Annotated in this window: 7 protein-coding genes; 3 read left to right on the top strand and 4 right to left on the bottom strand. The window is 69.5% G+C overall.

Translation table 11 applies throughout. The annotated features are described in order from the left end of the window. Together J1M36_RS08775 and J1M36_RS08770 are read right to left on the bottom strand one after the other, a co-directional pair. Positions 1-1,000, bottom strand: a 1,000-nt coding sequence (locus J1M36_RS08775; RefSeq protein WP_206479095.1) for a pirin family protein, incomplete at its 3' end; no start/stop codon positions are given. Continuing rightward, positions 997-1,509 carry a carboxymuconolactone decarboxylase family protein gene (locus J1M36_RS08770; RefSeq protein ID WP_206479094.1) on the bottom strand — a complete coding sequence of 171 codons (513 nt, stop codon included), beginning with the start codon at positions 1,507-1,509 and terminating at the stop codon, positions 997-999. The genes J1M36_RS08770 and J1M36_RS08775, both read right to left, overlap by 4 nt. Before the next feature lie 295 nt (positions 1,510-1,804). Between J1M36_RS08770 and J1M36_RS08765 the strand changes: the two genes are divergently transcribed. Together J1M36_RS08765 and J1M36_RS08760 are read left to right on the top strand one after the other, a co-directional pair. Then, positions 1,805-2,275 carry a MarR family winged helix-turn-helix transcriptional regulator gene (locus J1M36_RS08765; protein ID WP_098053616.1) on the top strand — a complete coding sequence of 157 codons (471 nt, stop codon included), beginning with the start codon at positions 1,805-1,807 and terminating at the stop codon, positions 2,273-2,275. Positions 2,276-2,404: 129 nt separating this feature from the next. Then, positions 2,405-3,535: a DUF808 domain-containing protein gene (locus tag J1M36_RS08760; protein ID WP_144998483.1), complete on the top strand. Its 1,131-nt coding sequence runs from the start codon at positions 2,405-2,407 to the stop codon at positions 3,533-3,535. Here J1M36_RS08760 and J1M36_RS08755 read toward each other — a convergent pair. Then, the gene (locus J1M36_RS08755) at positions 3,513-4,652 is read right to left on the bottom strand and encodes a trans-acting enoyl reductase family protein (protein WP_144998481.1); all 1,140 of its coding nucleotides are present in this window, start codon (positions 4,650-4,652) and stop codon (positions 3,513-3,515) included. The two genes, J1M36_RS08760 and J1M36_RS08755, sit on opposite strands and share 23 nt — an antisense overlap. A gap of 88 nt (positions 4,653-4,740) precedes the next feature. Next, positions 4,741-5,484, bottom strand: coding sequence for a hypothetical protein (locus J1M36_RS08750; RefSeq protein ID WP_241247041.1), 744 nt, complete (start codon positions 5,482-5,484; stop codon positions 4,741-4,743). Positions 5,485-5,613: 129 nt separating this feature from the next. On the opposite strand from J1M36_RS08750, the gene J1M36_RS08745 reads away from it, so the two are divergent. Continuing rightward, positions 5,614-6,453 (top strand): arylamine N-acetyltransferase, encoded by an 840-nt coding sequence (locus J1M36_RS08745; protein WP_206479093.1) that lies wholly within the window; start codon positions 5,614-5,616, stop codon positions 6,451-6,453. Positions 6,454-6,493 lie beyond the last annotated feature (40 nt).

Below are 6,493 nucleotides of genomic sequence, written 5' to 3'. Positions count from 1 at the left end.
GTCGCAAAGTGACGGTGGGCAAAGTCGGGGCCGGCAGTGGCGCGGGCTGATCGTCGGGAAAGGGGCTGAAGCGCGGGTACGGGGTCCCGTCCGAGTAAGTTCCGGACTCTGGGGTGGGGGCCGGTTCGGCGTCGATCTCGGCCTGCCACTGCTCACGGTAGGCCATGACCTCCTCGTGGGTGCGGCCCACGAAATTCCACCACATCACGATCTGCTCCCCCAGGGGCTCCCCGCCCAGGAGCATGGCCCGCACGGGCTTCTCACCGGCGGTTAGGACCACGCTGTCCCGCCCCGTGCGGAGGTAGGCCAGGTGGTCCTCCGGGATCGGCGCCGAGTTCAGGCTCAGGTCCCCGGTGTCCACCAGGACCCCGTGCTCGAAGGACGGGTCCAGTTCCAGTTCCAGTTCCGTTCCCGGCTCCATGAGGATCTCGGCGGCCACCAGCGGGGGTGTGTAGGTGTTCACCGGGGACGTGGATCCGGCCAGCTCACCGATGAATATCCGCAGCTCGGCGCCGTGGTTCTTCACGGGCTCTGGCGTGTAGTGCTCGAAGGTCGGTGCCATGTGACGGGTGTCGTCCGGCAGGGCGTACCACAGCTGCACGCCGTGCAGGGTGGTGGTGTCCGGGGTGGAGAACTCCTGGTGGGAGATCCCGCGCCCGGCGATCATGAGGTTGACCTCCCCGGGGCGCACGTTCGCGCTGTACCCGGCGGAGTCCAGGTGGGAGATGCCGCCGGTGAACAGCCAGCTCACCGTGGCCAGGCCGGTGTGCGGGTGGCGCGCCACGGACATGCCCCCGGTGTCCGCCACGGGATCGGGGCCGTAGTGGTCCAGGAAACACCACGCGCCGATGAGACTGCGATGGCGCTGGGGGAGGGTGCGGCGCACGGTCATCGCCCGCGGGCCACCCAGGGGCACGTCCCGCGGGGTCAGCAGGGCCGCCCCGGCACCGATCGCCTCGGTGCACAGGACCTCTTGCGGGTTGCTTTCCAGGTTGGTCATCGCGCACCTCCGGTGCTCGTGGTCGCACCGGCCGGCGCGGACGCAGTCTTACGGGGACGGACGGGGTGTCCGGACAGGATGGAGATCCGGTTGAAGGCGTTGATCGCGATCGCGGTCCACTGCAGGGCGGAGTACTGCTCGTCGTTCAGTGCTTCCCGGGCCGCGGCCTGCTCGGCGTGCCGCGTGTTCTCGTCGGGCAGCAGGGTGGCCGTTTCGGCGATGATCAGGGCGGCCCGTTCCACGGCATTGAAAAGAACGGTGTCACGCCATGCGGGGAGCACGGCGAGTTGCTGCGCGGTCACCCCGGCAGCCTCGGCCTTGCGGACGTGCAGGTCCAGGCAGAACGCGCACCCGTTGAGCTGGGACACTCGCACGTTGACCAGCTCCACGACCGAGGCGGGGGTGCCCGCATCCTCTGCAGCGGCACCGACCTTGCGGGAGAAGGCGTTGACCGCCCGCCAGCTGGAGGGGTCGGACTTGTCCAGGAAGAAACGGTCCTGCTCGGTCATGGCGGCTCCTCGTGGTTTCGTGCGCCGACTGTATTCGCCGGGGTCGACGACGCTGCTGTCGCGGCCACCCGGCGCGGGTCCGGGATGCGACGGGGCGGTCCGGGTGGAGATGAACTTGTTTAAACAGAAATATCTTCTTCGCAAGACTAACTTGCGGTCGGGGTCCGCTCAAGGGGGCGGGACAGGGTGCGAGGCTGGAGATGGCTGGGCAAGAAGATTCTTGGACAAATGTTTCCGAGGCGAGGTAAAATCATCCCCCAGCTCAACGAGTTCTAAGGGCTTGAAAGGGGAGATCATGACCGCGCACACCGACACCGCTGCCCAGGCGGTGGACCCCGTGACCCTGTGGGGCCAGGTGATCGAGGGGTTCCAGAGCACCAACAAGAACCTGCACCGAGAGGTGGCCGCGGCCCATGCGTTGAACACCGCGGAGGCCGAGGCGTTGCTGCGGCTGACGTGCACCCCGCACCAGCGCATGCCCATGGCCGAATTGGCCCGTCAGGTGGCCTTCAGCACCGGCGGTTTCACCAAGGTCGCGGACCGGCTCACCAAGCGCGGCCTGGTCCGGCGTGCCCCGTGTCCCGAGGACCGGCGCGTCGTCTACCTCGAGCTCACCGCCGAAGGCCGCACCACGGCAGGGAAGGTTCGTGATCTCGTGGCCGAGACGATGACGGCCACGTTCGTGGACGTCCTGGGCCCCGAACGCGCCGTCGTGGTCGCACAGGCGATGGCCGATCTGCACCGCAGCGGAATCGACCGCGCGTAGCGGTCTCGGCGACCGAGGCGCGAACCACCTCGGACAGGGGCCGATGCCGCTCGTGGTTCGCGCCGGCCGCGGCACCCTTTACGCTTGTCCTTAATCGAGATAGCTGAGCACATGGATTGAGGGAGCCTGATGGCCGCTGGACTGGCTGCGCTGCTGGATGACATCGCGGCACTCGCCAAGCTGACCGCCGCGAGTGTGGACGACGTTGCCGGGGCGGCGGGGCGTGCGAGCGCCAAGGCCGCGGGCGTCGTCGTCGACGACACCGCGGTGGCCCCGCGATTCGTGCAGGGTGTTAACCCCAAGCGGGAACTACCGATCATCAAGAAGATCACGATCGGCTCCCTGCGCAACAAGCTGCTGATCATCCTGCCGGTGGCCCTGATCCTGAGCCAGTTCGCGCCGTGGTTGCTCACGCCGCTGCTGATGCTGGGCGGCACGTACCTGTGCTTCGAGGGCGCGGAAAAGGTGATCGAGCACCTGTCCCACCAGGAGCACGCCCCCAACGAACCCGCCGCGGACCGCGGTCCGGAGGCGGAGAAGAAGATCACCTCCGGGGCGATCCGCACGGACCTGATCCTCAGCGCGGAGATCATGGTGATCGCGCTCAACGAGGTCTCCCACGAGCCGTTCCTGACCCGCACGCTCATCCTGATCGTGGTGGCGATCTTCATCACGGTGCTCGTCTACGGCGTCGTGGCCCTGATCGTGAAGATGGACGACATCGGCCTGGCCCTGGCCCAGAAGGACTCCGAGGGCGCCCAGAAGTTCGGCCGGGGCCTGGTCAAGGCCATGCCCACGGTGCTGTCCGTGATCTCGATCGTGGGTGTCTTCGCCATGCTGTGGGTGGGCGGGCACATCATCCTGGTGGGCATGGCCGACCTCGGGTTCACCCCCGTGTACGACTGGGTCCACCACCTGGGCGAGTCAGTGCACCACGTGGCCGGGGTGGGCCCCGCGCTCGCGTGGCTCGTGGAGACGTTCTGCGCCCTGGTGCTGGGCATCGTGTGGGGTTCCATCATCGTGGGCATCGTCCACGTGCTGCCCTTCGGCAAGAAGCACGGCGACGACGACGTTCACTCCTCCGATGCCGCCGGCCGTGAGTCCTCGGATGCCGACGACGCCGTGTCTACCCACCGGGGGAACGTCGCCGCGGTGCGCGGAGCGCCGTCGTCCGGGGTCTCAGCGACCGGGGCGTCGTCATCGGCAGATCCTCACGTGGAAGGCGGCTCGACCGCGGTCAGCGAGCCGCCCCGGGGCTGACCTCCCGCAACCCCGCCGAAGCGCACAGCTCCACGAGGCCTTCCATGCCGAAGGCCTGCAGCGGGCCCACCACCCCGCGCGCCCGTGAACGGTCCTTGAGCACGTGCTCCGCGCCGGCCGCCAACAGGTGGCCGGTGAGCGTGTAGACGTTGGGACCCGCCACGCGGACCTCGGACACGGTCTCGCCCCGGGAATCGGTGGCCACAGCGATGGCCAGGGAGGACGACTTCACCCGCTCACTGGCACTGGGCCCACCCTCGGAACCGGTCAGGGCGGTGATGCCCTTGCCGAGCGCCTTGCGGGCCAGGGACGAGGAACCGGCCACGGCCATCACGGGCAGCGCAGCCTTCATGACTGGCCCCGGCGCGGAGAACCACCCGTTGAACACCTCGATGTTCGCAACCTTCGGGAACGCGTCCGGCAGGAACACGATCTCGCTCCCGGGGACCATCACCGTGTTGCGCTTCGCCCCGTCCACCGTGAACGTGTGTTGCCGCGGTATCCGCCCCGGCTTCTTCCACCGGTGATCACGCCACACCAGGAACGGTTTGCTCAGCTCTTCGAGCATGGTGGTCATGGTCCCGCCGCTCAGCCCGGTAGGGCCCGCCCCGGGGGCGAAGTAGCCCACCCGCAGGGTCTCGGCGCGGTCCCCGGCGCGTTCCAGAGCCAGGGATCCCGCGAGGATCCCGGGCACGTAGTCGTAACCGAATGCGGGCAGCATGGTGCCGCGGGGCGCATCACCCGGTGCAGCGGCGTCGTCGGGCGCGGCGGCAGGATAGCGCTCCTGGAGCCGACGCACGAAGCCCACCTCACCCGTCGAGTCCAGGTAGTGGGCACCCTGGGCCGCGGCGGCGTCCGCGGCCACGTCCCCGAGTCGCTCGAAGGGTCCCACGGTGGTGACCAGGACGTCCCCCTCGGAGACCAGCGCGCGGACGGAATCGGGCTCGGCCAGGTCCGCGGTCCGCACGTCCAGGCCGCCCAGCGTGCAGGCCAGCTGGTTCAGGGGCCGTTCGCGGCGCCCGGCGAGGACGGGGCGCACTCCCCGTTCCACGAGGGACTCGACCACCAGGCGGCCGGTGTATCCGGTGGCTCCGAAAACCACCACGTGAGCGTTCATGGGTGTCCTCCTGCGCTGGGACGGACCGCAACGGGTGCCGTGCGGGCTGGTTCGTCACGTTACGGGATCGGGCCGGAGTGCGCGACGATTACGCGGGCTCCCCGCGCACCACGTCCACGTGCACGTGGTCCAGGTGGCGCAGGATCTCGTTCGCCGGCGCGGGCGCGTTGTAGGGGTGCCAGCGCCCGGCGGGGGAGCGCGAACCCCAGACCATGTCGTCGAAGATCACGTACTGGACGTCCAGGTCCTCGGCGTGGGCCACGAGCCAGTGCGCGAGCTGCCACCCCTGCCGGCGGTTCTCCTCCGTCACGGGGCGGAAGAACACGTCGACGGCGCGCCCGTCGTAGTGCGTGGAATTCTCGCCATGTCCGTGGCCCACACCGCCCGGGGCGAAACCGCCGAGGCTCAGGGGGCCGAAGACCTCGATCATCGCGTCCCGGACCGCTTCGGCCCGGGGCGTCAGCCCGGAGGGGGTGATCTCCTGCGCCTCGAGTCCCTCGCTGCTGTGCCCGCGGCAGCGCAGGCTGGGCCCGGCGTCGTCGGGCGGGCCGTGCGTGAGACGCTCCATGACAGTCGGCTCCACGCCGGGTACCGCGGAGGCGTCCGCACCGCGCGCGACGGCGGTGGTCGCGGCCTTGGCCTCCTCGCGGGTCAGGGTGACGTCCCCGTCCTGCGTGGTCACCGTGCATTCCGCCCTGCCCAGTGCGGGAGGGGCACTCGACACGAGCGAACGCAGCGGTCCCGAACCGGCCCACACGGTACCCACCACGAGGGCGAGCACCACGAGCAGACCCAACGCCCAGCCGACGGCGCGTCCCGGAGCGCGGCTCATGAGGAGGACGGGGACGTGGTGTGCGGATGCATGACGGGTCCTTGTCGGGGCGCGGTCGTGTGTCACCATAATGCCGGGCCAACCTTGCCGCGCCCTGCGTACCGGCCCGCTCCCGCGCCCCCGGAGGTCATGATGAACGAACGCCCCGCATCCCCGTGGCGGATCGAGGACGTGGACGTCCCCGGCTACCTCGCTGCATTGGATGTCGAGACCGCGCAACTCGCCGACGCTCCCCGCGACCTGGGCCTGCTCGAACGGCTGCATCGCGCCCATGTATTCACGTTCCCGTTCAGCAACGTGGAGGTGCTGCTCGGACGGCATCCCGGGGTGGAATTGGCGACCGTGCAGGACCAACTCGTCCGACGCCGCCGCGGCGGGTACTGTTTCGAGCACTCGCAGTTGTTCGCGGCCGTCCTGGAGACGCTGGGTTTCACCGTGCGCCGCGCCCTGGGTCGCGTGCGCTCGTTCGAGAGCCCGCGCACCCACATGACCACACTCGTGGACCTCGCCGGCACTCGCTACCTGTGCGATCCCGGCTTCGGTTTCAGCATCACGGGTCCTATCCCGTTGGACGACGGCGCTCGCCGCGTGGAGGGGGACCGCACCTTCTCGATCGCGCGGGTCACGGACGAAGGCTGGCCCGTGTGGTCGTTCGAGCGGGACGGGGCCATGGAACACGTGCTGGACGAGTCCACCATCCACCCCGCGGACGTGCGGATGGGCCACCTGCAGACCTCGACCGGTGCGGAGTCCATTTTCCGACACCACCTCATGGTCATGAAGCACACCCCGCGGGGCCACGTGACCGTGACCGAACACGGCACCACCGTGCGCACCCCTGGGCGGCCGACCCGGCAGCGGGAACTGACGGCCCCGGAGATCGTGACCGAGGTCCGGGATCTGGGCGTGCGGATCACCGAGGAGGAAGACGCGCAGCTCACCGACGCCGTGACCCGAATGAGGGGCTGATCGGGGCGGGATCGGCGGCCGCAGGCGGCCAGTCGTGGGG

Source organism: Kocuria sp. KRD140, from assembly GCF_017168375.1.
Lineage (GTDB): Bacteria > Actinomycetota > Actinomycetes > Actinomycetales > Micrococcaceae > Kocuria > Kocuria marina.
Note: the sequence above shows the minus strand (reverse complement) of the source record. Positions and strands in the feature narration are given on the sequence as shown.

What these genes read in the sequence shown, in the direction of transcription:
- J1M36_RS08770 (WP_206479094.1), bottom strand. Translation starts at nt 1,509, where the DNA reads ATGACCGAGCAGGACCGTTTCTTCCTGGACAAGTCCGACCCCTCCAGC.
- J1M36_RS08765 (WP_098053616.1), top strand. Translation starts at nt 1,805, where the DNA reads ATGACCGCGCACACCGACACCGCTGCCCAGGCGGTGGACCCCGTGACC.
- J1M36_RS08760 (WP_144998483.1), top strand. Translation starts at nt 2,405, where the DNA reads ATGGCCGCTGGACTGGCTGCGCTGCTGGATGACATCGCGGCACTCGCC.
- J1M36_RS08755 (WP_144998481.1), bottom strand. Translation starts at nt 4,652, where the DNA reads ATGAACGCTCACGTGGTGGTTTTCGGAGCCACCGGATACACCGGCCGC.
- J1M36_RS08750 (WP_241247041.1), bottom strand. Translation starts at nt 5,484, where the DNA reads ATGAGCCGCGCTCCGGGACGCGCCGTCGGCTGGGCGTTGGGTCTGCTC.
- J1M36_RS08745 (WP_206479093.1), top strand. Translation starts at nt 5,614, where the DNA reads ATGATGAACGAACGCCCCGCATCCCCGTGGCGGATCGAGGACGTGGAC.